Source organism: Paenibacillus sp. NPDC056579 (assembly GCF_042793215.1).
Classification (GTDB): domain Bacteria; phylum Bacillota; class Bacilli; order Paenibacillales; family NBRC-103111; genus Paenibacillus_S.
Genome location: NZ_JBHTVD010000003.1, coordinates 288,197 through 311,561 on the forward strand (window position 1 = coordinate 288,197; position 23,365 = coordinate 311,561).

General features: G+C 50.1%; 18 protein-coding genes and 3 tRNA genes. 3 read left to right on the plus strand and 18 right to left on the minus strand.

Annotated features, from left to right (window positions below; genetic code table 11):
* Window positions 1-93 precede the first annotated feature (93 nt).
* Together ACFQ88_RS13880 and ACFQ88_RS13885 are read left to right on the plus strand one after the other, a co-directional pair.
* On the plus strand, window positions 94-792 hold the full coding sequence (locus tag ACFQ88_RS13880; RefSeq protein ID WP_379454502.1) for a pirin family protein: 699 nt from the start codon (window positions 94-96) through the stop codon (window positions 790-792).
* Between the two features lie 25 nt (window positions 793-817).
* A complete protein-coding gene (locus ACFQ88_RS13885) occupies window positions 818-1,153 on the plus strand; it encodes a hypothetical protein (RefSeq protein ID WP_379454503.1) in 336 nt (111 codons plus the stop codon).
* A gap of 116 nt (window positions 1,154-1,269) precedes the next feature.
* Here the strand turns inward: ACFQ88_RS13885 and ACFQ88_RS13890 are convergent, their stop codons facing one another.
* The 8 genes from ACFQ88_RS13890 to ACFQ88_RS13925 all read right to left on the minus strand — a co-directional run bounded on the left by ACFQ88_RS13890 (window position 1,270) and on the right by ACFQ88_RS13925 (window position 5,569).
* Complete coding sequence (locus ACFQ88_RS13890; RefSeq protein ID WP_379454504.1) at window positions 1,270-2,043, minus strand: anti-sigma factor; 774 nt, start codon at window positions 2,041-2,043, stop codon at window positions 1,270-1,272.
* Window positions 2,044-2,049: 6 nt separating this feature from the next.
* Complete coding sequence (locus tag ACFQ88_RS13895) at window positions 2,050-2,619, minus strand: sigma-70 family RNA polymerase sigma factor (RefSeq protein WP_379454505.1); 570 nt, start codon at window positions 2,617-2,619, stop codon at window positions 2,050-2,052.
* A gap of 84 nt (window positions 2,620-2,703) precedes the next feature.
* Entirely contained in the window at window positions 2,704-4,023 is a 1,320-nt protein-coding gene (locus ACFQ88_RS13900) for a hypothetical protein (RefSeq protein WP_379454506.1), read from the minus strand.
* A 302-nt stretch (window positions 4,024-4,325) separates the two neighbouring features.
* A tRNA-Leu gene (locus tag ACFQ88_RS13905) sits at window positions 4,326-4,411 on the minus strand.
* 27 nt (window positions 4,412-4,438) lie between these two features.
* Window positions 4,439-4,515: transfer RNA gene (locus ACFQ88_RS13910), tRNA-Ile, on the minus strand.
* 11 nt (window positions 4,516-4,526) lie between these two features.
* Window positions 4,527-4,603: transfer RNA gene (locus tag ACFQ88_RS13915), tRNA-Met, on the minus strand.
* A gap of 83 nt (window positions 4,604-4,686) precedes the next feature.
* Window positions 4,687-4,851 (minus strand): hypothetical protein, encoded by a 165-nt coding sequence (locus ACFQ88_RS13920; RefSeq protein ID WP_239626799.1) that lies wholly within the window; start codon window positions 4,849-4,851, stop codon window positions 4,687-4,689.
* A 166-nt stretch (window positions 4,852-5,017) separates the two neighbouring features.
* Window positions 5,018-5,569, minus strand: coding sequence for a phosphatidylglycerophosphatase A family protein (locus tag ACFQ88_RS13925; protein ID WP_379454507.1), 552 nt, complete (start codon window positions 5,567-5,569; stop codon window positions 5,018-5,020).
* Window positions 5,570-5,719: 150 nt separating this feature from the next.
* On the opposite strand from ACFQ88_RS13925, the gene ACFQ88_RS13930 reads away from it, so the two are divergent.
* On the plus strand, window positions 5,720-6,232 hold the full coding sequence (locus tag ACFQ88_RS13930; protein ID WP_239626804.1) for a 2'-5' RNA ligase family protein: 513 nt from the start codon (window positions 5,720-5,722) through the stop codon (window positions 6,230-6,232).
* Window positions 6,233-6,310: 78 nt separating this feature from the next.
* On the opposite strand, the gene ACFQ88_RS13935 is transcribed toward ACFQ88_RS13930, so the two are convergent.
* The 10 genes from ACFQ88_RS13935 to ACFQ88_RS13980 form a co-directional block, all read right to left on the minus strand.
* Window positions 6,311-8,035 (minus strand): hypothetical protein, encoded by a 1,725-nt coding sequence (locus tag ACFQ88_RS13935; RefSeq protein ID WP_379454508.1) that lies wholly within the window; start codon window positions 8,033-8,035, stop codon window positions 6,311-6,313.
* Between the two features lie 30 nt (window positions 8,036-8,065).
* Window positions 8,066-9,319: an efflux RND transporter periplasmic adaptor subunit gene (locus ACFQ88_RS13940; protein WP_239626808.1), complete on the minus strand. Its 1,254-nt coding sequence runs from the start codon at window positions 9,317-9,319 to the stop codon at window positions 8,066-8,068.
* Between the two features lie 33 nt (window positions 9,320-9,352).
* Window positions 9,353-12,457 (minus strand): efflux RND transporter permease subunit, encoded by a 3,105-nt coding sequence (locus tag ACFQ88_RS13945; RefSeq protein ID WP_379454509.1) that lies wholly within the window; start codon window positions 12,455-12,457, stop codon window positions 9,353-9,355.
* A gap of 115 nt (window positions 12,458-12,572) precedes the next feature.
* On the minus strand, window positions 12,573-13,097 hold the full coding sequence (locus ACFQ88_RS13950; RefSeq protein ID WP_379454510.1) for a GbsR/MarR family transcriptional regulator: 525 nt from the start codon (window positions 13,095-13,097) through the stop codon (window positions 12,573-12,575).
* A gap of 187 nt (window positions 13,098-13,284) precedes the next feature.
* Window positions 13,285-15,438: a hypothetical protein gene (locus ACFQ88_RS13955; RefSeq protein ID WP_379454511.1), complete on the minus strand. Its 2,154-nt coding sequence runs from the start codon at window positions 15,436-15,438 to the stop codon at window positions 13,285-13,287.
* Between the two features lie 60 nt (window positions 15,439-15,498).
* Complete coding sequence (locus ACFQ88_RS13960; protein ID WP_239626818.1) at window positions 15,499-16,977, minus strand: ABC transporter substrate-binding protein; 1,479 nt, start codon at window positions 16,975-16,977, stop codon at window positions 15,499-15,501.
* 87 nt (window positions 16,978-17,064) lie between these two features.
* Entirely contained in the window at window positions 17,065-17,946 is an 882-nt protein-coding gene (locus ACFQ88_RS13965) for an ABC transporter ATP-binding protein (RefSeq protein WP_379454512.1), read from the minus strand.
* Between the two features lie 3 nt (window positions 17,947-17,949).
* Complete coding sequence (locus tag ACFQ88_RS13970) at window positions 17,950-20,883, minus strand: ABC transporter permease (protein ID WP_379454904.1); 2,934 nt, start codon at window positions 20,881-20,883, stop codon at window positions 17,950-17,952.
* 5 nt (window positions 20,884-20,888) lie between these two features.
* Window positions 20,889-21,992 carry an efflux RND transporter periplasmic adaptor subunit gene (locus ACFQ88_RS13975; protein WP_379454513.1) on the minus strand — a complete coding sequence of 368 codons (1,104 nt, stop codon included), beginning with the start codon at window positions 21,990-21,992 and terminating at the stop codon, window positions 20,889-20,891.
* Entirely contained in the window at window positions 21,952-22,815 is an 864-nt protein-coding gene (locus ACFQ88_RS13980; RefSeq protein WP_379454514.1) for an ABC transporter ATP-binding protein, read from the minus strand. The genes ACFQ88_RS13975 and ACFQ88_RS13980 overlap by 41 nt, the downstream gene beginning before the upstream one ends.
* Between the last annotated feature and the right edge of the window lie 550 nt (window positions 22,816-23,365).

Here is a 23,365-nt window from a genome sequence, read left to right on the forward strand (position 1 = left end):
AAAATGGGTTGGAATTCAACGATTGAACTTCCGTACCAACTTGTTTATACTAAAGTAGTAAGCAACTATATTTTATTAAGGAGAGTGTCTGCAATGATCCGAGTTTATCCCGCCGAATCCCGCTTCTCCTCCGACCATGGCTGGCTGCAGAGCAATTTCAGCTTTTCCTTTGGCAATTATTACGATCCGGACAACACGGAATTCGGCCCGCTGTGCGTATTTAACGACGATACGGTCGCCGGCCATCGCGGCTTCGGTGCCCATCCTCACCGGGAGATGGAGATCGTGTCCATCGTATTGAGAGGTCAGCTCCAGCATGAGGACAGCACCGGACATAAAGCCGTAACCGGCTATGGAGCCGTACAGCGTATGTCCGCAGGCACGGGAATTATCCATTCGGAGGTCAATCCTGCAGACGAGGAAGTGGAGCTGCTGCAAATTTGGATCAAGCCGGAGGAGCGGCAACTAGCCCCATCCTACGAAACGAGCGAGTATAATCCATCCGATATGTTAAACAAGCTGCTGCCAGTCGTATCCCATCAATCAGGACCCTGCATCGCTCATATTCACCAGCAGACGACGCTGTACTTATCCGAGCTCGAATCCGGCCATACGATAAAGTTTCAACAAGAGCACGGTCGGAGAATCTATGTATTCGTCATCGAGGGAATCCTAACCTTAAACGGTTCAACCGTTCTCAACCGCCGGGACGCGGCGAGAATAACGGATTTGCACGAGCTGGAGCTGCATACGGAGCATGGCTCGAAACTGCTGCTCATTGATTTGCCTTAAAGTAATTGAGGAGAGTGACCGACTCATGACAGCCGATAAAAAGATCCATTTTTATATTAAACATGCTATAGGAAGCCGAATGCTGTTCGACGTATCGGGAAGCCGGAAGCCTTTCGTACTGGAGACTGTTCCAGGCGGGTGGAGATTTGTCGTCGAGGATGTGGAGCCGGAGATTGCAACGCTGCTTGAACCATCGAGCCGGGATCTGAACCTGTTTTACTTCATAGAGCAGACCGGGCAGCCCACCCAAAAGTTCTGGTTCTACGACAAGGACATTCCGACGGTTCAATATGATGCCGAGAGCAAACGCTGGTCCATTCAAGTCGATTCCAGAATGGAATACAATAACGAGAAAGTGTAGTCACCTAAATGAAACAGAAGATCCGCCGGCCCTCTAATTATATCGAGCCTGATCTGTTTAGAGGACCTGCGGCCCCTTTCATGTATTAGAGATGGACAGTCCGGTGAGTACGATGATCATGTACCCAATACTTTCTTACCTCTAGGCTGCGTCCCCTTCCCATCCGGCTCCAATGTAATCCCTATCGCTTCAAAAGTCCCTTGAGTCACATTCAAGTCGTATATCATCACACTGCTGCCTTTCTCATCAACTCGGAACGTTCCGCCGTTGAACCGGTTGCCATCTTTTATTATCCATAGCTGGTACGCCTGATCCCCCGAACTCGCCTGAAGTCCGTTGACCTCCAGCACCAGCTGTCTGGATTGCCCCTGCTGTCTGACCCAGCCCTTCCCGCTTGCTCCTGTCATCGTCGAATCGAATGCTTTAAGTACATACTGCTCAACGACAAAAGAAGGCTCCTCCGAAGTTGCATCTTTATGCCAAGACGATGGGATACCCCCGGAATTCAAGCCCCAGCCTGCGGCCGCTCCAATAGCTATACACAATACCGCGGCTGCCGCTGGAAAAACCCATTTCTTCCGCGCAGTCAAAGCAGCTCCGGCTGATTTCCCGTTTTCCTTCCGCCGTGCTTTCTCCAGCTCGCCTGAGACGGGAGCCTCCTCGATTTGTGCGGCAATCCGCTGCCACATTTGCTCTCTGTCCGCCTCCGGAACATCTATCATTTCCATCTCGCCAGGGAGTAATTGCCAAGCCTGCAGCATAGCTTGCAGCTCCGAATGACAGGCAGGACACGACGATACATGGTCGGTGAAAGCTTGCGTATCCTCGATCGAAAGCTCCTTCAAAAAATAAGGCACCAATTGGGCGCAGCGTTTATTCGTTTCGGTCATAACGGTTCACTCCTCCCCGTAAGATTTCAGATGCTGACGTAACGTCTTGAGCGTTTGATGCAGCCGGTTTTTGACCGTCCCCAGCGGCTCTCCCTTGCTTTCCGCAATTTCACTTAACGTATAGCCCTCCCAGTAAAAGAGACGGAGAAGCTGAATTTGCTTTTCGGATAAATATCTGTAGGCACTCTTAATTTCATCTTTCAGCATCCGCATCGATACCGTATCTTGAAGACAATCCTCCGGACGGCCCGCACCAAGCTCCGAATCTGTAATGACCTCATAGGAGACGAACCGTTGTTGGTTTCTTTGTTTGCGCAAATGATCTATCGTCATATTTCTTGTGATGGTCAAAAGCCAGTTGACAAACTGCCCCTTTCCCGAGTCGTATCCCTTCTCCGTCACCCAAATTCTTGTAAATACCTGCTGGACGATGTCATGGGCGAGCTGCGCGTCGACTCCCGATTTTACGGCAAAAGAATATACAAGGCGCACATACCGGTCGTACAGCATGCGCAGCGCAAAACTATGCTTTTCTCTAATCAGTTGCATCAACTGCTCATCCGTATAGGTTTGCACGTGTAAGCGCTCCTCAAACCAGTTTCATTTGGCAAAAAGAGCCCTCCGGCTCGGACAGTCAAGCCTTCGGGCAGTCAAGCTTAATTATTTTGCTGACGGATCGACGATGAACCAGACGTTATTCAAGCCTTGCCCCAGCATATCGCCGGCCTTTTCATCCTTGAAGAAATAATAAAGCGGCTGACCTCGGAATGTCGTTTGCTTGGTCCCGTCCTCACGCGATATCGTTCCAAAATCGTCTGCAGCAAACCCGCCGGATAGCGGAGCATGACTGGAGTAAAATATCGGCCAATTGGCTTCACATGCGCCATAGCATGCGCTCTTCTCCAAGCTGTCTTTGGTGAACGTGTACAACGTCCTCCCTTTAGAATTCGTCAGCATGGTTCCGCCCTTATCATGGTTAGTAACTTGAACAGCCGAATAGCCGGCTGCCTTCCATAAATTATTGACCCCGTGACCCTTCACGTCCCCCGGTTTTTCATCGTTTATGTAATAATATAACGGCTGACCTCTGTATGTTAGCTGTTGTTTTCCGTCTTCCCGGATTATCGTTTGGAAATCTGACGCATGCAGCTCTGAAGGAACCCATAGGTTGTTCTCATAATATACGGGCCAGTTAACCGCACATTGATCTTTGCATGCGCTTACGTTTTGGGTGTCCTTTGCAAACACATACAAGGTTCTTCCACTCTGATCCGTCAAGTAAGATCCTAACGACTTATCGTCAGCCACACGAAGAGATACTCTCTTGGCCGACTCCGCTTTAGCCGGATCGATCACCTTCTGCTCGGACAGCAAATCCGCAAGCGTTTTCCCGCTTCCTTTCACCTTAAGGGCTAGCGCTTCTACCGTCGCTGTAGCGATATGGTCGTTACGAAGGGAGCCAGCATCTGCTATCCGGGATAGACCGACTTGTTTCGCATAATCCAGCACATCCTCGTACCGGAAGTCGGAATCCTGCTTATATCCCAACGTTTCCAGAAGGACCTTGTAGTACTGGGACGAAGTGATAAGTGCAGACGGCTCGAACGCACCGTTGCCCGTTCCGGTCCAGCCGAGCTGCGGATTCGCTTTTAAATATGCCAGGATTGATTTGTTGGCGTCATTCACTTGATTGGCATCTGAAAAATTATCTGCACTGCGAAACTCCATGGCAGCATGCTCAAGACCTTTCAGACGCAAGAAAAGAATTGCCGACTGCAGCCTGGTCGTCGTCTTGGATAAATAGGCGTCGGACACTCCGTTACCATCTCCTTGCAGAATGCCAAGCTCTTCCGCAACCTGCGCCGCTGTCTTCACATTGGCAGAGGCTGCGTTATCCGCCGCCCATGCCGGTATCTGGAATGCGGATCCCCACAATAAAGCTCCTGCAATTCCTATTGCCGCCAAGCCGTGTCGCTTCATATTCAATCTACCTCCCAAGATGTGTAGTATTGCAAACCTTCATCTTAGGAAACGGCTCCGAGCCCTATTCGGTTTGATCGAATTTGAATTTTTTTTGAGACTTCATAGTAATGAGAAACCCCCTACCGAGGCCTTTCAAAGATGAACGACCGCGTTGAGAGGTAGGTTTTATCGCCAAATAGAATTTGCATCCGATTACCTCGGAAACTTATAAATTCTATTGTTGTCAAAAAAACCTTGCGCCTCCGTCATGCAAAAAGCATGAAAGCTGCACAAGGTTCGTTATGTACGCTAATGAAATATGGTGCCGAAGACCGGACTCGAACCGGTACGGGGTCGCCCCCGCAGGATTTTAAGTCCTGTGCGTCTGCCATTCCGCCACTCCGGCAAAATCACAAACAAAGTTCATGATTGTTGGTGGGCCCTGAGGGACTCGAACCCCCGACCAATCGGTTATGAGCCGACCGCTCTAACCAACTGAGCTAAGGGCCCACAAAAAAAATTGGTTGCGGGGGCAGGATTTGAACCTGCGGCCTTCGGGTTATGAGCCCGACGAGCTACCGGGCTGCTCCACCCCGCGTTAGTTAGCTAGTCTTTCTTAGCGACGAATCCAATCATACAATAATCTGCGAATAATTGTCAAGAAAAAACTTCATATTTTTTTTAGACGATATACCTTACGCCAAAACGCCCTTTTTTGGACCGGAACACCTCTACCTCCTGGGGACATTCATATCCGTAAATCCACCAGTCTTCTTCCATTCTTTTGGCTAAACAACCTGCCTGGAATTTCGTTTCGTACAGCTTCCCCCAATAGATCCAATTCATGTGCGTGTCACTCCGTTTATCTGATTTTGCCTATTCATGATCGATTGATTAATCATTAGTAGCATAACCAAAAAGAAACATCCTTATTTGGTCTTACTAAATCCTAAGCCGCTTTATTCCGCTGGATATGCACCGATATATGAGACGCCCACATATGGAGGCTAACTTATAAGCCTTGGATTCCTTGAGCCGGTGGAAGGTCCGTTCCGGTTCGCTTTTCCATATGATCTCTTTGATGATGCGCAAGACGGCTTGAAGCGGAAGCCGCAACGCTGGCGACCAGGTCGTCCAAAAACGTATGAACCTTGACTCCCGCTTTGGTGTCCAGCTCCTTGATAATGCCGATCTTCTGTTTATCGAGGTGACCGAACGTAGTGACCCCGATGCTTCCATACGTCAGCACGGCTCCCAAGGCTAAAGTCTCATCGCAGCCGAACAGCCCCTCGTCCGATTCGATAATCGATTGAAGAGGTTCAGAAAGCATCCCTTTTTCTGCCATCAAATCCAGCTCTATCCCCACCAGAATGGCATGCTGAAGCTCTCTTTTTTGCAGAACCGCATGAATGGATTCTACACAATCCTCAAGCCTTAGAGAGGGATTATAGGGGCTTTGCATCTGGTGCACGATAAACGCAATATCTTCTATCTTCACTCCGCGTTCGTTCAGCTTTTGGTACACGGCGGCTCTGACTTCCTGGCTGTGAACTTGACGCTTCATAATTCATACGCCCCTCGCACGAAGATAATAGTGTTTATCCTATTGTATGAACATGCTGTTAAAAATGTTTTCCACTTGGATGCGTAAGGGAACAGAGGTATAATATGAATACATGTAGGGAAACGAAATCTATTCTTGGGAGGGATTCTGATGTATGGCATATCCGTCTTTCCATCCAAAGAAATTGAACAATTCGCGAACCACTACCGCCGCAGATACGACCCTCACTATCCGAATATTCGGCCGCATTTGAGCCTGATCCGCAAGGAAGCATGGAGCGAGGAGCAGCTGCAGTCCATTATCGGACGCATAACAGGCGCATTGGCCGGGATGAAACGGTCCGAGCTGCATTTTAACCGGTTTTCCACCTTCTATCCCGTTCAAAATGTCATCTTCATGGCTCTTTCGGATCCGTATCCGATACAAAGGCTGTACGATACGATCCAAGGCGTTCTTTTGCCAGGAGAACACACGAACAAACCTGCAGCCTTCACCCCTCACCTTACCGTTGCGCAAGGATTGGGCAATGACGAGCTGCACGACGTACTCTCCAGCCTGCGGAATACCCGCCTTGATCTTCGCTGCGTCGTCGACAGCGTATCCGTTCTGCAGCAAAATAAGGACGGATTATGGAACGAGCTGCAAACCATTGCATTGAAGTAACCTTATCCGCTCTCATAAAATAAACAAAGCCGATCCCAATGGATCGGCTTTTGTTGTGAATCTTAAGCTATAGGACGGTCACTGCTTGAATACGCCCAGCAGCCGCTTGGAGTCTCCGGACTGCGTCGTAAATACTTCATAAGCTTTGATCATCAGCGGACGCTCCAGCTGCTCGGACGTCGACTCGAAGTTCAAATTATTCTCGCCTGTTACCAAACGTCCGGTACCGATGAATTTGCCTGTCGTCGTTCCTATCAAGCGTCCGACCGAATCATAGAGCTCCAGCTGCAGCCTGGAATAGCTTTGGTCGACCTGTACTTGCTCGTCGCGGCTGATCTGCAAATCGAATCTTGCTTTATATGAATAAGATAAATTGCCTGTACGATTGAACATTGGCGTAATCGTCCAGTACGTTACCTTCGCATTGAACGGATACATCGTAAGCTGGTCCGCAGCATCCGGCGCTTGCAGGACGACCCGGTAAGCTGCTATAGCGGTTTTGTACGGAGCCGCTTTCTGCGTGTCTAATATTTTCAAAGCGAGCCCTTCGCCCTTCTCCGACACAGGCAGCGTGTAGGAGTAGTTCACGACCAGACTTGAGCTCGGGAGAATGTTCTTCGTCGCTATGATCTGGCGGCTGCCGCTGTAAGTAAAGCCGTCGGCGCTTACCAGCTCGGTCTGGAATGCAGGTACGGCTATCGGCATATCGCTCTTGTTCGTCAGCTTGAATTTGGCCGTTACGTTCTTGGAGCCCTCTTCCTCGTTGTCATCCATATGGAATTCCACCATGGATACTTGCAAATTCGGATGGATCAAATCGCTTAAATCGTCGAATTTCATAACTTGATTCAGCTCGTAGAATGGATAAGTCCCTGTATTCGCTGCGGCAGCCAGTAAGATGTTCAGTCTTCCTACATTATAATTGACCAGTGAAGGCTGGGCTCCGGCGCCTGCCTGGGCGAATTTCTCCGGAGTCAGCAGATTCAGGCTGCTTAGCACTGTATCGTTCTCCGTAGGGATAGCAAAATGAATATACTTTTGCTCCTTCGCCTCGAGAACGATTTCTCCCTGCTCCACCTTATTACCCGAGAAAATCTGGGTTTCCGATTTGCCGTCCAGCGTAAAATCAGGCAGCGTCTCTCTCTTCTCAGACGGATTTTGAACCACCAGCTGGACAATTTGTACGGTGCCTTTGTCCGTCACTTCCTTCTCGATGCTTACCGGCGTATACTCCAGCGGAGAGATCAGCGATGCGATCTTGAACGTCTCTCCCCACTTTTTCACAGCCGTAGGGTCTTGAATTACCGTATCGCTGCCGCTCCAGGCTTGCGTGCTGATCGGAGCTGTAACAACCAACGTTTCCTTCTTCGGATACACATAATAGTCGACATCCGTCCAATTCACTTCAGACAGAGCAACGGAGTCCGTGCGGTCAATGACCGCCATATAGCTCAATTCCGTATTGGCCATCGGTTGAATCGCTTTAGGGTTGGAGGCGCTCGGCTGAAGCGCATATTCTACCCCGTCGCTTGTTTTGACACGCAGCTCATATTCCGGTACGCGGGTAATGGAGCCGCCGGTATTTTTCATCCGGACAACTATACCGATTCTTGTGCCTTCCAGAATATGCTCATTCAATACGCTTTTAATTTCAAATTGAAGCGAATCGTTTAATGTATACGATAATGCGGCTTCGGTCGCCTGAATAGGCGCTTCCGAAGGCTCCGCAGCGATTGCGGCATAGCTAGAAGTCATAAGTGCGGATGTTATGACGACGGATGTGACGGTCTTTTTCCAGTTCATTTTCACTTGTTTCTCCTCCAGTGGGTAAGTTTATTTCGCCAGCTGTACTTTTTCTTTGTCTTTTAATTGATTTTGACCGGAAATGACGAGCTGTTCTCCTTCTTTCACTCCCGAGAGCACTTCCTGATCCGTTTCGTTCAACCGACCCAGCTGCACCTTGCGCTTCTCAACCGTCTCACCCGACAGCACGAATACAAAGGTGTCTCCGCCTTCCCGGACAACGCTCAGCGTAGGGACGGTTATGACCACTTGATCGTTTTCTTCCGTCAGCAATATTTGCGCCTTCATGCCCGGCTTCAGCTTGCGGTCCGCATTCGGTACTTCCAGCTCCAGCGCGTAGGATTTGGATTGAGCGCTCATCACATCCGCCAAGTAGCTGACTTTAGCTTTTTGCTTATCGACGGAGCCGGGGACGTAGAATGACAGCTCCTGCTTGCCGCGGATCAGCTTGGCTGCATCCTCGGTCAGCTCGGCTTTAATTTTAATCGGATCGAGCTGCTGCAGCTGTGCGGCCCGGAAGCCGCCTTGAAGCGTCATCCCCACCTCTATCGGCAGATCGGTCAATACACCGCTGACGGGAGCCTTCACTTCCATATTAGCCAGCGTACGGTCCGCTTCGCGGATTGACAAATCGGAGGATTGCAGCACTTGCTCAACCTGCGATAAGGAGTTGGTGCTGTCCAATGTTTTCAGCTTGGCTTTTGCACTGTCCAGCTCGAGACGCAGGTTTTTCAGCTGATCTTCCATTTGCTCAACCTGATTTTTGGTAACTAACCCCAAATCGTAATCATTGCGCATTTTATTATAGTTTTTCTCGGTATCTTTAATCGATGTTTCAAGCTTAGCAATCCCGTTCTGCATATCTTGTCTCGAATTGACCAAATCCTGTTTGGATTTGGCCAGCTGCTCTCTGCTGCCGGTTAGCGATACTTGCGCCTTTTCCTTTTGCAACAGCACATCGGTAGGATCGATTCGGAAAATGACTTCTCCTTTTTCCACCATATCGCCGCGTTTCTTCAATATTTCTTGAACATCCCCGCCGACTTTATTGATGACATCCAATGTAATCGACGACGATACGTCAGCCACTTGCTCCAGCGGCTCGCCGATTTTCTTTTTCTCTATTTTGGCAACCTTGATCGTTTTGATTTGCGTCTCTGCGGCATTCGTTTGTGGCTGGGCTGCCGGCTGTGAGGTACACCCTGCGAGCAGCGCGGAGCTGATAATGACGGCCCCTACCACTTTGGTGCTATGCTTCATCGTTTTTGCGACTGTCGGATTCATTGGCTCATTTCTCCTTTTTCTTACCCGTTATATTTATTTCACAGGGGAAGCCGTATTGGCTTCAACCAGCGTATGATTTTTTTTGAATAGGCGGCCGAACCGTTTTTTCATATTATCAATCATAATGTAGACTACAGGAACCACCAGCAGCGTCAGCAAAGTCGATGTAGTCAAACCGCCGATAACTACGACGGCCAAGCCTTTGGAAATCAAGGTGCCTTTAGACAGCCCGAGGCCAAGCGGCAGCAAAGCGATAATGGTTGCGCCTGCCGTCATGATGATCGGACGAAGTCTTGTCATCCCCGCTTCGAGCAATGCTTCCTTCACTTCGTGGCCGGCCTCGCGCAGCTGCTGTACGCGGTCGATTAGCACGATGGCGTTCGTTACAACGACCCCGATGAGCATTAGGAATCCAATCAAGGACGTAATGTTGACCGACTCTTTGGTAATGAGGAGACCAAGCAGCCCTCCGATAGCCGCAAGCGGCAAGGAGAACAGGATGGCAAATGGCGCACTGCCGTTGCCGAACGCAAGAACCATGACCAGATACACGATGAAAATGGACGCTCCCATCGCGACGAACATTTGCGAGAAGCTTTCTTGGATGTCGTCGGTAACCCCTTTGACCTCGGTTCTGACACCCGACGGCAGCTCTACGGATTTCAGCGCTTCGGAAACCTGCTGGCTTATCCCCGCTTTATCCGGGCTGTCGATTTTGGCGGTCACTTTGACGTACTGCTCTTGCATCTCTCTCGTAATAGCAACCGGCGCGTCGATTTGATTCACTTTGGCTACTTCGTTCAAGTTGAGTGTAACCCCGGTAGGCGTTTTGATTTGAAAACGGCCGATTTTATCCACCGAGTTTTTGAAATTTTCGTCCAGCATGACTTTCGTTTCAAAGGTCGTATTGTCGAATTTCAGATCGCCGATTTTTTCTTCCGCCAGCCAGCTGCGAACCGACTCGTTAATTTGAGCCGACGATAAGCCATACATACGGGCTTTATTCTGGTCAACGCTGATTTCCACTTCCGTCTTGGATTCGCTAAGCGAATCTTTAATATCGATCAGAGCGGGGAATTCCTTCAATTTCTCTTTTACCCTCTGCGCTCCCTCGGAGAGCAAGGTCAGATCTTCACCCTTCAGCATGTAGGAGAAATCGTCTCCGCCTGAAGGCGGACCTCCCGAAATGAGCTGTACTTCCACTTCGGAGCCTTTAGGCAGCATATACAAAATGTCCTGCTTCAAATCCTTCACAAGCTGCTTGGCATCGGTAGCCGCCGACGCTTCTGCGAACATCGATGTGCGGTAGGCGATGCGATCCTCGCTCTGGTTATATCCGATCAGCGAGTCGTAATAGACAAAGGTCGGCTGGCCCGCCGGGTCTTTGGATTCCTTCATCATCGCTTCGATTTCCTTGACTTTGGCATCCATGCTCTCAATCGTTGTCTCACGCGGCATTTTAATAGAAACGTTCATCAATTTGTCTGTAGCGCTCTCCGGCATGAACGACACGGCCAGAAACGGTACGGTCCCGATAACGGTCACGACAAGCAGCAAAATAGCCAGTAGAACGGTTTTTTTACGATGCACGAGAGACCACAGCAGCGTTTTCTTATAGATGATGGAAAATTGACCCAGATGCTCTTCGCTGTGTTCTTTGAATTTTTTGCTGCGCAATACTAGAAGCTTTGCCAACATAGGAATTACTGTAAGCGCAACGAGCAAGGAAGACATCAGCGCGACGACGAGCGTAATGGCAAACGGACGGAACACCTCGCCCAGAACCCCGCTTACGAATGCAATCGGCCCGAATACCCCAACGGTTGTAATGGTGGAGGAAGTAATCGCCGACGCCACCTGAGCGGTCGCCAGCTTGATGACGGATTCGTTGCGTTCTTGCGCTTTTTGCAGCTCGCTGTAAATATTCTCGATAACAACGATACTATCGTCCACGACCCGGCCAACGGCAATAGCCATACCGCCCAGGGTCATAATGTTTAGCGATATATCTAGCGGTGCCATAATCAGCAATGTAACCAAGATGGATAATGGTATGGAGACCAAAACAATGACGGTCATACGAACATTTCTAAGAAACAGCAAAATCATGATGGAAGCCAGGATCGCCCCGAGACCGCCCTCATTCACCATACCGTGAACGGACTGCTTGATATCGGTCGCGCTGTTGTAAATGGTGTGGAACGTAATGTTCGGGAATTGCTGCTTCCAGCCCGCCATCAGCTTATCTGCACTGTCGGCGAATTCAACCGCGTTCGCGTTTTTCGTCTTGTACAAGTTAATGCCTATAGCCGGCATGCCGTTCAAACGGGAAAGGAATGTCGATTCCCGGATCGCTTCTATTTTGGCGATTTGCTTCAAGAGCAGCGTATCGCCGTTCGGTGTCGTAATCTTCATGTTTTCCAGGTTGTACAATGAGTTCAAATCGCTTTTGACACGAACCATCTGGGTATTGCCGTTAAAATCGACGGAACCGGCTGGACTCGTATTGAGCGCCGCCTTAATGCTGGAGGATACGCCTGATGGGGTCAGTCCATAGTTGTTGATGGCATTGATGTCCATCTTCATCGTCAGTACAGCTTCCTGATTACCGATGGAGTCAACATGGTCGATCCCTTTGAGCGAATTGAATCCGGGGAGGATAACATCCTTGTAGATTTTATCGAGCTCTTCCTGGCCCATCCCGTTCGTTGCGTAAGCCGACAAGTAGTATACAGGCTCGGAAGCAAATCCGAACGTTTGAACCTTCGGCTTCTCGGACCCTTGCGGAAGAATGACGTTGCTGATAAGACTTTCAACATCCTTCTTCACATCGTCGGGCTTTTTATCCTGTTCGAGCTCGATGACAATGGAGGAAAAGTTATCGCTGGACGTGGAGGTCAAGTTTTTCATACCTTCCAATCCTACTATGGCTTTTTCCAGCGGCTTGGTTACGTCCTCGAGCACATCTTTTGGAGGAGCTGTATACTGGGTATTCACGAGGACAACCGGGAACGAAATATCCGGCATACTCTCAACCTTCAATGTTGTCGCTGCATACACGCCGGCGCCGAAAAGCAACAAGATGATAATGATGACGGCCGTGATGTTTTTCATGGAAAATTGGGTAAGCTTATTCATCTTTCTACTCCTCCATTATTTTACTGACCTGTTAGACGAGGCATTTTGAGGTACCCCTTCATTTTTTTTCATTTTCCGAAAATCAATTTGGCAAATTTTGATTCACCAGCGAAAGCTATTCCGACTGAGGGAATATTTGCGCTCTCTTTTGAATCCACTCCTCCTCCAGCCCTTCCAGACGATTCAGGAAGATTTCGTACATCGCCTGCATCTCGATAAATCTTCGTTTGCATGCATCATGGGAATCCTGCTCCTGCTCTCCGACTTGCTCCAAATGGTCAAAAATATGTAAAGTATGTTCCACCTGCTGCTGAATTCGTTTCATCTTCTGGATACTCGACTGCATAGACGTCATACTGATGTCGTCCGATATGTAGTAGTAATCTCTGCGGTCATTGCTGACAGGGATCTTCTGGCACATCATATGCTTCTCCAGTGTTCTCACCTGCACGCTGATCGCCGCTTTAGTCACACCGAGCTCATCGGCCATTTCCTGCAAGCTGACGGGTCTTGGAGCAAACAGCAAATAAGCGAATATTTTACCGACAAGCGGACTAAATCCCTCCGATTCGAAGGATAAGGACATGTGGTTGCTAATATTCTGTTTAAGAGCAGCAAATGTCGATTGCGGTGATTTCATAACGTTCTCCTCTACCTCATGTTATCGTCGTTAAGAATGTTGTTAACGATAATAACATAAGTCCTTTTGAAAAATGTGTCAATAGTTCCAAAACATTTTTAACCATTTTTACATAATTAGGACAAGAAAAAACCGCCCAGCCAGGTTGTCAGTCCTTTGCAAAGGCGGTTCAGCGATATAGATGAAATTAGTCCGTGGTAGAGAACCAGTCGATGGTTTTCGTGGCGAGCAGCTTCTTCTGCCCTTGGAATGAATCATAGATGCTTAGCTTGTAGGTCCTCAACGTTTCGAGATGGAAGATGAGATCCTGATCCCTTTCCTCGATAACGAAGCCGTCACGCTTGCCTAACCGGATCTTCGTATCCTTCGAAACGTCCGTATCCGTAGTAACGTCAATCTGATCGAAGTCTTTGAAATCAAACTCCCTCATAAACGATTTGTTACCGTTCTCGTCTTCCAGACCGATGACCAGCTTGCGTCCTTCGGTATTGAAGCTCATCAACAAATTCTTGGTGAGCTCGTAATTGAATGTAAGCTTTAATTTCTCCCTGTCCAGCCATGTGTTGATCTTGTTGACCGAGAAGGTATACGGGAACAGGTCCACATTCAGCAGATCATCCTGCGCTACAAAGCTTTCATTCGGCAGCCAGAAGCCGACCGCATTCACATAGGCATCCGCGGTATCCTTCTCCGTAGAGAATTTGTTATCCGTAACGGCTTCCCCGATCATCACATTCATATTGGATGTCGGGAATCCTTTCGGCAGCGTGCTCGATAGTACAAGCATCGCTTTGCCTCCCGGCGTAATTTTATTCTTAATCTCCGATACCGTAGCGGGATAAATCGATCCGTCCCCGGTCTTGAACTGGGCCACCAGCTTGGATACGTCGTTATAGCGCTTCTCCAAATTGGTCGTCTCCAGCTGTACGGTGAAAATATCGGCCGTATCGCCGGAATACGTTTTGACACTGCGAACCTGATAGCTCGCGTTTCTGCCGACATCCGTATTTTTATATACTTCCCCGACATTGAAATACGGCATATTCAACAGCTCGGAACGATGCGCAAACTCCAGAAGATCCTCCGTTTCCTTCTCTCCCGTCTTCTCCTGCAGTACAAGCTTCACATTGGAAAATTGGTACGTATACGGCATTTTGCCGATAAACTGAAAGCTTGCGGAGCTGCCGGACGGCAGGCCGATCACTTTGTCGGTCTGGATCAGCTTGGCTTCCACCTTCACCTTATCATCCAATAGAAAATGGCCCGTTAGCTCCGGCAATGGGAGCGAGTCGGTCCCCTTGTTCAACAGCGTAAGATTCGCCGATAAAATGTCCTGATCCTCCATAGGCAGCCGCTGGAAGGAATTCAGCTTCGTCGTATAGGTTCCTTCTTTGTTCGTGAAGTTGTACTCCTTATTCGAATCTACCGTATCCGGCTCCGACACAAGAGGCAGCTCGAAATATGCAATCGGCAGGTTCAGCTTGATGTCCGCCGCATTCTGGGTAACGACGAGCTGCCAGCCTTCCGTGCTGACCGATACGGGAACGGAGCCCGTCAGCTCCACTTCCTTGTTCACCTGCGGATTGATTGCCAAATCCTTCAGATTCTTGGCGTCCAGCGGATACATATATCCTTCGCTCGTACGAATCAGAAATTGATACGCAGGAACGGCTGCCGTACGGCTCCCTACGTTTTCCATATTGAGAATAACGGTAGGTGTAAAGTTCTTCTCATTTTTGGTCATCAGCATCTTCTTGATCGATGTCTTGACCTCGGTTCCGCCCATGTTAATCAGATGCGCATCATTCGCCGCCGTTACGATGGAGTAATTGTCCGGCACGGCAACTTCACCGATCGTTCTCTCGAAGTTAGGCTGGCTGAAATCCCATTTGATGAACTGGAAGATCAGGTCGGTCAGCTCCGTCGTTTCATTCACGGTCGCATAGAAGCTGATATCCTGCACCGACTTCGGAGTGATCTTGTTCTTGTCTTTGTCCTGAGGCAAAATGCGCACAGAAATTTGGTTGCCGGATTTCGTCTTCACTCTTGGCCAGTAATCGATAAACAGCAGATCGGTCGTTCCTTCATTATGTACACTGACGGTGAAGGTGACCGTCTTGCTGCCTTTCTCAGGCAGGATCGTCACGTTCTTCAGCTCAAAGAAGCTGCTGCCGTTGACCGTCACTTGGCCGAGCGCCGGTGCCGATCCGGTGGATAATACGGCGGTAGGGCTTGACGGAGGCGTCGTGCCTCCGTCATCGGCGAAAGCCGGGGCGACAGTACTCAAGGTTAGGGCTGCGCTCAAAAGCAGGATCTGGGTCGTTTTTTTGCTTACATTCATGGTGACTATTAACCTCCCTGAAATGATGATGTAGTGTAGGAGTGCTTTTGTGATTGTTCTTTAACCTGCAGGTACAGCGATGGCTCCGCCACGGTTGATCGGGCCGTTAGGATTGTCTTTGATTTGCTGCAGCATGACGTCGCCCTCGGTCTGCCATTTCTTCAACGCTTCTCTTACCTGCAGCTTGTTTTGCGTCACATCATTAAAATATCTGCGGCCGATATCCTGGACCTGGTACAGGTTTTGCTTCTCACGGTACACTTTGCTGTCAGGCTGCGGTGCTGGTGTCAAAGTAGTGAAGGCTTCGACATGGAATTGTACGCCGTCTTTCGGCTTAATGTACTTCTTGCGCGTCACGATATTGTAGGAGCTGCTTGATTTCAACCTTGCCCAATCTTCCCCGTTCACGAACTTGATGAATTTCCAGGCGTCCTCCAGATTTTGCGCCTTGGCGTTGATGCCCATAATGCCGTTCATTCCCATGTACCCGCCTACATCCGGCGCTTCCGGGTGAACGGGCAGCGTCACGACATCCCAATCGATCGGAGTGAACCCTTGAATATTTTGCGAGTTCTTATTCGCATTCGTTATTTGACTGATCTGGCCGTAGTTAATTATGGACATTGCGACTCTGCCGGACAGAAAATCATCGTACTGGAACGGATTGAAGGTTTCCGAGCCGTTCATCATGCGGGTCTTCATCTGCATCGGATCCTGCTGCTCCGGCATCACTTTGTCCTGCTTCAGCTGAAGCATCGTTTTCCATACCTTCTCCCATCGATCCGAATCTACGGTCATCTTCTCGGCCTTTTCATCGAACATAGTCAATTGAAGCGGGGCGGAATACATTTGGATCGAGTAAAAGAGATCGCCCATCGATTGCGTACTGAAGGAAAATCCGTATTTGCGGTTTTCCCCTTCGCCCTTGCTAAGCCGTCTGCCAAGATCGAACGCTTCATCCCAAGTCATTTTGTCCTTCGGATAGGGAACGCCGGCTTCATCGAACATTTTTTTGTTATAAATGAGCGCGGAGGAATTGAAAGTAGGCGCTAGTGCATACAGCTTGCCGTCGCCAACCTTTTTCAGCCCTTCGATAACCGCAGGCACCATATCGGACGTATCGAACTTGTCTTTCGTAATCATCGGGTCGAGCTGGGTCAGCATATTGTTCGAAATCAGTTCAGGCAGCTGCTCGTATCCGACCATCACGACATCGGGCGGGTTATCCCCCTGCATGACTTCCTTCAGCTTCTCCATCGGATCGACCGGCTTCTGGTTCGGATTCATTGCTCCGTAGCGGTAGCTGTCATCCATTGTCGGAATAATCTCGATCTTGATGTTCGGATTCGCAAACTCGAAAATCTCGGTAAACTGTTGACGGAAATATTCATCGTCTCCGTATCCGAAGCTTGTTGCGACACGAAGCACTTTCTCCGTTTTCGCGTCTGTGCCCGGGGTTTTCGTACATCCTGCAAGGATCGGAACGGTAAGGCCGACGCTCATTGAAAGAAGCATTGTGTTCTTTACCCATGGTTTCATTGTGGCATTCCTCCAGCCGAAATAGTTTTTATACTGAATGTGATGCAAATTTTTATGTAAGAACGATTTTGAAGGTACAGGATTGAGCTATTCAATGGATTTGGGAGGACGAATAATTATTTTCTCCCCGTCAAACTCCATGGACGCCTTCGAATCGATATTCAGAGCCTGGAGATAAGCTTTCGGAATTTGCAGACGGCCGGCTTTATCCAAAACTACGTACTCTTCATGGACGTCCTTCATCGTCTGAAACCCTGCAGCTGATTCCATTTCTTCTTGATCGAGATTCGGGTTCCGCTTGATGAACTCGGTACTCGTCATGCCGTCACGGATGGCTACGACCCGGTCCACCTTTGTCGCCAAAGCCATATCGTGGGTAACGATAACGATCGTAACTCCAAGCTCCCGGTTCAGCTTGCGGAATATATCCATGATCATATCGGACGTCTTGGTATCCACCGAACCGGTCGGTTCGTCAGCCAGCAGGAGAGACGGCCGATTGGCCAAAGAGATGGCTATGGCTACTCTCTGCTGCTCACCGCCCGATAACTGCTGAAGCTTGTTGCCCATACGGTCTTTGAGCCCTACCCATTCCAGCAGCTGCTTCGCATAAGCGCGGTCATACTGGCCGCTCAGCATCATTGGCATTTCCACGTTTTCGAGCGCCGTCAAATACGGAACGAGATTTCGGGCGTTATTTTGCCATATGAAGCCGACGGTTTTGCGCTTATACTGCACCAGCTCTTCATCGGTAATTTTAAGCAAATTCCATTCTCCTACCTGAACCTGCCCTGCTGAAGGGCGGTCAAGGCCGCCCAGGATGTTCAGAAACGTCGATTTCCCGCTACCGCTGTTGCCGATAATGGCCATCATTTCTCCTGCAGCTACGGAAATATTGAGCCCTTTCAAAGCGACGACTTCGATGTCGTCGGTCTTGTAAATTTTGACTAGCTCCTCGCACGAAATCATCGCCTACTTCTCCTCTCCGAGCTTGACGGCCTGATGGACCCTCAGCCTGCGAATATGCATAAACAGCAATGCGGCTCCGGTCAGCATCATGAATGCTACGACGATGTACAGCTGATCCGTATCTCTCGCATTGAAGACGACACGGAACGGCGGAACCTGAGTCTTCACATTTTCTGCGGTTTGCAGAAACGGCAGAAACACGTAGCTCGTCAGCTTACCGATACCGATGCCGAGAGCGATGGACAAACCGGCGGTGAAGCCTTGCTCCAGAAGCAGCATCCCTGTCAGCTGTCTGCGTGACAAGCCCATGGCCCGAAGGACGCCGAATTGCACAACACGGCTCGACAAGTTGAAGAACCAATATAAAATGTAGCCGATCAGCGACACGAATACCGAGACAAGGAAGCCCAAGCTTAAGATTCCGAACACCCCGCCGCGAGCCGGATGCTTCTTCTGAACAATCAGCTCGTTGCGCACGTCCTTCACGCTGGCGATTTGAATCTGCTTCTGATTCAGCTGCTCCAGCAGCGGTGCGACCTTGGCCCCCTCCTTCATCTTTAACCACACTTCATACGGAACCATCGGCGCCTGATCGTAAATGTATTCCAAATTCGCGATGAAAAACGGCATCTGCTCCGGATATTGGCTAGGCCAATAAGGCACTGTCGCAACCACCACGAATTCCACCGGCTGCTGCTGAATCGTAATGCTGAGAATATCGCCTTCTTTGATATGATGCTTCTCGGCAAAGGAGGTAGGAATAATAACCGATTGCTCATACGTGCCCATCAGGTTCAAGTACAGGTTCGGGTGTACCTTGAACAAATCGTTCCGGTACCAGGACACTTGGGAAAAGTCCGTGTTGTCGATACCCATCAGCATGCCTTGGCCCAGCGTTTTGCCGGACATGACGACATTCGCCTTGGTTTTCAAAACACGTGCCGCATGCTCTACGCCCTCCAGCTGCTGAAATACGACAAATGGCGGTTCGATATACCTCAGCTTCGTAGGCACTTCTTCCATGCCGCCGCCCGGCGGCCCGCCATTGCCGCCTCCTTGCTGGCCGCCGCCGGAGCCGTTCCCCCCTTGATTTCCACCTCCGCTGCCTCCACTGCCTCCATTCCCACCGTTGCCGCCTCCCTGCTGGCCGCCTGACTGGTCTTGGGGCATGTCGTCGGAGACGCCCTCCCAGCTTGCCTGCATCACGACGTCCGTACCGTAGGAGTAGAGGATGCGGTCCGTCGAATTCAAGTCGATCGTTCGAGCCGCAGAGGAGTTATATACCCCGAGACCCAGCGTCAGAATAAGGAGCAGCATCAACGGATAATACGACTGCGCCGACCGGGACAGCTGGGTAAGCGTCAAGTAGACGGGAACCGGCAAAAATCGCTTGCCGATCCAATTCCACAGCCGAAGCAGCCACGGAAAGATGCGCAGAAAGAACAAACCGAGCGCAATAATGGACAGCGCAGGCACGAAAAAGAGCAGCGGATGCACCTGCAGCTGATCCGTAGTCAATCCTGTTTGGACCGACAGCACCTGGCGCTGGTCGAATAAATAATAGCCGTAGGCGACAACGCCGATCAGCAGCACGTCGAGAAACCACTTCTGCCAAAACGGCGCACGGTCGGAACGGGCGAGCTTTTGCTTATAGCTCACGATGGACGACCTGGCGTACACGATAGCCGGAATCACGCTCGCAAGCAGAGCGATCAGCACGGCAGCACCGCCGTACAGCAGCGCCTCGGTGGATACCCCGACCGGTACCGACTTGCGGTCCACGAACGTAAGAAATCCGCTGGAGGAGCCTATGCTCTTGGCCATAAACCAGCCAAGCATCGGACCGATAATCATCGCTATCGAGCCGAGAAGCAGGCCTTCGAGCACATAAATGCCGATGATTTGCCTGGTGCTGCCTCCCCTGCTTCGCAGCACGGCGATGACGCTGCGCTGCCTCTCCAGCGACTGGCGCGCATTCATGACGATGTAGTAGAACACCATCGCTATCATGGGAGCAGCCAATGTGAACAGCAATATTTGCAGTTGCAAGCTTTGCGTTTTAAACTCCTGCAGCGTTTGAATGAACGATACGTCAACGCGCGTATTTTTCAGCTTCTGGAACAAGATGATGTCCAGCCGCTCCAGCTTCGATTCCAGAGGCGACAGCTGACTGGTCTGAATGTCCTTCAAATCGAAGGCATAGTACCAGTTCCCTAGATTTAGCGGAATATTTTTTTGCTTCAAAATATAGTCATTAAACCCGGTCTCGCTCATGAAAAAGGAATTGATAATGCCTTCCATCCCCTGAAACCAGTACGGGTCCTCCGCATCCTTCGGGACAACGGTGCCGACGACCTTAACTCTCAACGGAGCTATGCCTAGCCCCCCGCTGATCGGGTAGCTGTAGATGTCTCCGATATGAATATCGTTGCGGTACATCGCTTCTTCCAGGATGACGGTCTCTACGACGCCGTTTTGCACTTGATCCTTGAACCACTCGCCCTGCTTAAGCTCGACGCGGTCCTTCAAAGCGTTTTGCGACAGCAAGGTCATTTGCCGCTTTTTACTTGGATCCACCTTGGTCGAATCTTCCGGAATCAATTGGGCGGAGCGGATAGAGTAGCTTCTTACGAACGCCTGATACGGAAACGCAATGTCCTTGGGCATTTCATTCGTTATGTATTGGTCTGCATCCTGCAGTGAATCCAAGGGCGCCCGGTCGGAGCCCGTTGCCTGATAGCGTATTAATACGGAGCCGGCCGGCAGTCCGCCATTCTTCTCTTCCAACGACTTGCTGACCACCCGCTTTAATGACCCGTCGGAGTACATCGGGATGCTGGTAGTAAAGGCTACGGCCATGATGAGCCCCACCAGCGTGCTTAAGGTCAGCCAGCGCGTATTCCACATTTTACGAAATAAAAACCGCAGCATCGGCATCGACATCAACGACCCACTACTTTCTGCCCCGGCGCTAGCCCCTTCACGATCTCGACATCCGTAGCGGTTTGCTGGCCGATTTCCACGTCCACTTCCTTCTTATTACCTTGTTCGTCTACGACTTGAACATAGTTGCGTCCCGAATAAGTCCTGAGCGTAGACAACGGAATCATGACCGCATTCTCCTTGCGCTGAATAATTACAGAGACGCTGAGCTGAGTACCGCGATTCACCCCTTGCGGGAACGGATCCAGCTGAACGACCAAATAATTGTCGATGGAATCGGGCTGTCTCTGGTTCCCGTTTTGCCCGCCGAGACCTCCGTTGCCGTTGTTGTCATCAGGCTTCGGATTCGGCAGCTGCAGCACCTTTCCTTTATGCTGGCCGGCAGTATTGATATCGACGACGACATCCATACCAACCGCCACCTTTTTCAAATCCTCCTGATTCAAGCTTGCGACAACGGCCAATTGAGTTAGGTCCGCAATCGTCGCCACGGCATCGTAAGCTTTGGCCGTATCGCCTTTTTTCAAATATACGGATACGATCGTTCCCGAGTACGGCGCCGTCAGCTTCGCTTTGGCGATGGTTTCCTCCAGCTTCTGCAGTTCCTCCCGCTTCAGCTCGAAATCGATCTTCGCCTTCTCCAAATCCTCTGCACTCATTTCATCGGCTTTGCGCAGTGTCTCGATCATCGTCAGCTCATCCCTGCGCGTTTGAAGCCGCTTCTGCTTCAGCTGACTTTCCTGCTCGCTCACGTCCAGCTCGGCGATTACTTGGCCTTGCTCGACCTTGTCTCCGGTTTTCACCAAAATATTTTTGATTCTGCGGTTATTATCGTCTGTAAAATATAAGTCCTCTTCCTTCGTCCCCATCAGTCTGCCGGAGCCCCGAACCTTCGTTTCCAGCGTGTCGGTCTTAACAACGTACTCCGGCTTCTTCGACAGCTTAGGCGGATTGACCACAGGCAGCGTCTCTTCCTCCGCCTCCTTCGGCAGCAGCGAGCAGCCTGAACTGAGCGCGAGAACGACAGCCATACATGCAATCAGAAGAGGCTTGGCGTTTCGCTTATGAATTAATGAATTTCCCATCCACCATTTCGAAGACATGGTCGGCAACCTCCATAATTGTCGGATCGTGTGTAGTCATGCAAATGGTAACCTTCTCGGTTAAAATAATGTCCCGAAACACGGCCATCACCTGTGCGCCCATTTGCGAATCGAGCTCTGCGGTCGGTTCGTCCGCCAACAGCAGACTCGGCTTGTGCGCGATCGCTTTGGCAATGGCGACACGCTGCTGCTCTCCTCCGGACAGCTCGAACGGACGATGGTGCATGCGTCTGCTCAAGCCGACAAGCTCCAAGCAATGGGCGGCCCGCTGCTTCCATTGGGAGCGAGGAACATCCGCCATCCGCAGCGCGAGCTCAACATTTTCCCAAGCCGACAAGAGCGGCATCAAGGCAAACGATTGAAATATAAAGCCGATTTCCTTGCGGCGAATTTGCGTTCGTCGATCGTCGCTGCTTGTATGAAACGGATAATCCTTGAACAAGATCTCTCCTTTATTCGGCTGATCGAGTCCTCCGATCAAGTTCAACAGCGTCGTCTTGCCGGAACCGGACCGCCCCTTCAGCATGACCAGCTGCCTGGGATACAGCGCCATATCGATCCCCTTAAGCACATGAAGCTGCTGGCCTCCTACCGGAAACGATCGTTCTACCCCTCTCACCGTAAGAAGCGGTACAGATAGATCGACCGGCTCTTCGATGGCTGCAGCAGCCTCGTTCCGTTGCTCCGGCATCGCGGGCATTACGCCGGAGACCGATGCTTCACCTGCTGCGGCAGGCGACTCGCTGCCTTGAATGAGCGCGTCCATTTCCCTGTCAGCTTCGAACGATTGCGGTTTGTTTTTTTGGCGAAGCCAACCAAGCATTTCGACCCTCCTACCTTTTGTACAAAATGACTATATATCTAGCAGAACCAGTACTTCCAAATTATAGACGAACGATCCGCTGAAAATGTTACAAAACCGTAGCAAAAAACTTCTTGCATGCTTCTATACAATGAATCGAATATCGATTTCAAGCCCGATGTAAAAAGCGGAATACGGAAATACAAGACACCGTGCTTAAAAAAAAGTACAGCTGCTTCAACCATACCTTCAATCGTACAAGCACGACAACGGTCGATACGACCTTCTTTACCGCAGACTCCAAATATTCTCACAGGAAAGCTGTCCTTCTGATCAAGTGCAATTGGGAAGCTAATACAATAACGGAAATCTATCTATCAAATGAGGCTTCTATCTTGTGAAAGTAGTCACATATAAGAATAGGAAGATTATACCTTGCCTCTGAAACATTAACAACCAATTTTTACCTGATAAATCACTTACTGTAATAATCAGCCTGCTTCTCCGTCGATAAGAGCGGGGAACATTTGGGCAAACAACTACATACATTGGGAGTAACTGCAGAACTTAT

Excerpts from the sequence above, each read along its gene's own strand:
- ACFQ88_RS13880 (WP_379454502.1), top strand. The coding sequence starts at position 94 with ATGATCCGAGTTTATCCCGCCGAATCCCGCTTCTCCTCCGACCATGGC.
- ACFQ88_RS13885 (WP_379454503.1), top strand. The coding sequence starts at position 818 with ATGACAGCCGATAAAAAGATCCATTTTTATATTAAACATGCTATAGGA.
- ACFQ88_RS13890 (WP_379454504.1), bottom strand. The coding sequence starts at position 2,043 with ATGACCGAAACGAATAAACGCTGCGCCCAATTGGTGCCTTATTTTTTG.
- ACFQ88_RS13900 (WP_379454506.1), bottom strand. The coding sequence starts at position 4,023 with ATGAAGCGACACGGCTTGGCGGCAATAGGAATTGCAGGAGCTTTATTG.
- ACFQ88_RS13920 (WP_239626799.1), bottom strand. The coding sequence starts at position 4,851 with ATGAATTGGATCTATTGGGGGAAGCTGTACGAAACGAAATTCCAGGCA.
- ACFQ88_RS13925 (WP_379454507.1), bottom strand. The coding sequence starts at position 5,569 with ATGAAGCGTCAAGTTCACAGCCAGGAAGTCAGAGCCGCCGTGTACCAA.
- ACFQ88_RS13930 (WP_239626804.1), top strand. The coding sequence starts at position 5,720 with ATGTATGGCATATCCGTCTTTCCATCCAAAGAAATTGAACAATTCGCG.
- ACFQ88_RS13935 (WP_379454508.1), bottom strand. The coding sequence starts at position 8,035 with ATGAACTGGAAAAAGACCGTCACATCCGTCGTCATAACATCCGCACTT.
- ACFQ88_RS13940 (WP_239626808.1), bottom strand. The coding sequence starts at position 9,319 with ATGAATCCGACAGTCGCAAAAACGATGAAGCATAGCACCAAAGTGGTA.
- ACFQ88_RS13945 (WP_379454509.1), bottom strand. The coding sequence starts at position 12,457 with ATGAATAAGCTTACCCAATTTTCCATGAAAAACATCACGGCCGTCATC.
- ACFQ88_RS13950 (WP_379454510.1), bottom strand. The coding sequence starts at position 13,097 with ATGAAATCACCGCAATCGACATTTGCTGCTCTTAAACAGAATATTAGC.
- ACFQ88_RS13955 (WP_379454511.1), bottom strand. The coding sequence starts at position 15,438 with ATGAATGTAAGCAAAAAAACGACCCAGATCCTGCTTTTGAGCGCAGCC.
- ACFQ88_RS13960 (WP_239626818.1), bottom strand. The coding sequence starts at position 16,977 with ATGAAACCATGGGTAAAGAACACAATGCTTCTTTCAATGAGCGTCGGC.
- ACFQ88_RS13965 (WP_379454512.1), bottom strand. The coding sequence starts at position 17,946 with ATGATTTCGTGCGAGGAGCTAGTCAAAATTTACAAGACCGACGACATC.
- ACFQ88_RS13970 (WP_379454904.1), bottom strand. The coding sequence starts at position 20,883 with ATGCCGATGCTGCGGTTTTTATTTCGTAAAATGTGGAATACGCGCTGG.
- ACFQ88_RS13975 (WP_379454513.1), bottom strand. The coding sequence starts at position 21,992 with ATGTCTTCGAAATGGTGGATGGGAAATTCATTAATTCATAAGCGAAAC.
- ACFQ88_RS13980 (WP_379454514.1), bottom strand. The coding sequence starts at position 22,815 with ATGCTTGGTTGGCTTCGCCAAAAAAACAAACCGCAATCGTTCGAAGCT.